This window comes from Mesorhizobium sp. M7A.F.Ca.CA.004.06.1.1 (assembly GCF_003999135.1).
Lineage (GTDB): Bacteria > Pseudomonadota > Alphaproteobacteria > Rhizobiales > Rhizobiaceae > Mesorhizobium.
On record NZ_RZPQ01001026.1, the window covers coordinates 1 to 1,624 of the forward strand.

A 1,624-nucleotide genomic window follows, 5' to 3' on the forward strand; every position below is an offset into this window, starting at 1 on the left:
TCCATGCCCAGGCAGGATCCGTTCGGACTGAGGACCAAGTTCGTCTGGTTCGCCAATTTCAGGAAAGTGCTTGCCGATCCGGCCTACCTGAACTCGATCAAGGTCACGGTGGTGTTTTCCCTTGCGACCGCCATCGTCGCCATGTGCGTGGCGCTCCTGCTTGCGGTCATGGCAGAGAAGGTGGTGCGCGGCAAAGGTCTCTACCGCACGCTCTTGATCTGGCCCTACGCGGTGGCGCCGGCAATCGCCGGTATGCTGTGGCTGTTCCTCTTCAACCCGTCGATCGGGTCGCTGGCCTACATGCTGAGAAGTTTCGGCATCGCCTGGGATCCACTGCTCAACGGCACCCAGGCCATGATCCTGCTGGTGTCCGCCGCTGCCTGGAAGCAGATCAGCTACAATTTCCTGTTCTTCGTCGCCGGCCTGCAGGCGGTGCCGAAAGCCTTGATCGAGGCGGCGGCCATGGACGGCGCCGGCGAGACCAAGCGATTCTGGACCATCGTCTTCCCGCTGCTTGCGCCGACGACCTTCTTCCTGCTGGTCGTCAACACCGTCTATGCCCTGTTCGACACGTTCGGCATCGTCCATGCCGTCACCGGGGGCGGTCCGGGCAAGACGACTGAAACGCTGGTCTACAAGGTCTACAATGACGGCTTCGTCAATCTGATCCTCGGTGACTCGGCGGCGCAGTCGGTCATCCTGATGGTCATCGTCATCTCGCTCACGGCCATCCAGTTCCGCTATGTGGAACGCAAAGTCCATTACGGCTGAGGGCGAGCGATGATCGGCCAGTCACCGCTCCGCACCGTCATCGCCCACGCCGTGCTGATCCTCGGCATATTGATCGTTGCTTTCCCGATCTACTACACGTTCGTTGCCTCGACGCAGACGCTGCAAACGATCCTCAGGCCGCCATTGCCGCTCCTGCCCGGCGATCAGTTCTGGAACAATTACACCGAAGCGCTGTTCGGCGGTGTCGGCCGTATCGGCGGCGTCAGCGTCGGCAGGCTGCTGCTCAACACGACGATCATGGCGCTCGGCATCGCGGTGGGAAAGATCTTCATCTCGATCCTGTCGGCCTACGCGATCGTATTTTTCCGCTTTCCGCTGCGCATGACCTTCTTCTGGCTGATCTTCATCACCTTGATGCTTCCCGTCGAGGTGCGCATCCTGCCGACCTACAAGGTGATGGTCGATCTCGGCATGATCGACACCTATGCCGGCCTGATCATCCCGCTGATCGCCTCCGCCACCGCCACATTGCTGTTTCGACAGTTTTTCATGACCATTCCAGGTGAGCTGGTGGAGGCGGCGCGTGTTGACGGTGCGGGGCCGTGGCGCTTCTTCTTCGATATCCTGTTGCCGCTGTCGCGGACGAATATCGCGGCGCTGTTCGTCATCCTCTTCATTTATGGCTGGACGCAGTATCTGTGGCCGTTGCTCGTCACCAACAGCAGCAACATGAACACGATCGTCATCGCGCTCAGAAAGATGGTCTCCTTCGCCGATGCCGATACGCAATGGCACCTGGTCATGGTTACAGCGATGCTGGCCATCGTGCCGCCGATCCTGGTCGTGGTGCTGATGCAACGCTGGTTCGTTCGCGGCCTGGTCGATTCCGAAA

General features: G+C 60.2%; 2 protein-coding genes. Both read left to right on the plus strand.

All coding sequences use genetic code 11. The features are described from left to right. Positions 1-771: ABC transporter permease subunit (locus EN906_RS33415; protein WP_127375738.1), on the plus strand; the 771-nt coding region annotated here is incomplete at its 5' end. A 9-nt stretch (positions 772-780) separates the two neighbouring features. Then, positions 781-1,624 (plus strand): sn-glycerol-3-phosphate ABC transporter permease UgpE (gene ugpE / locus EN906_RS33420; RefSeq protein ID WP_127375739.1); only part of this gene is annotated, 844 nt, incomplete at its 3' end.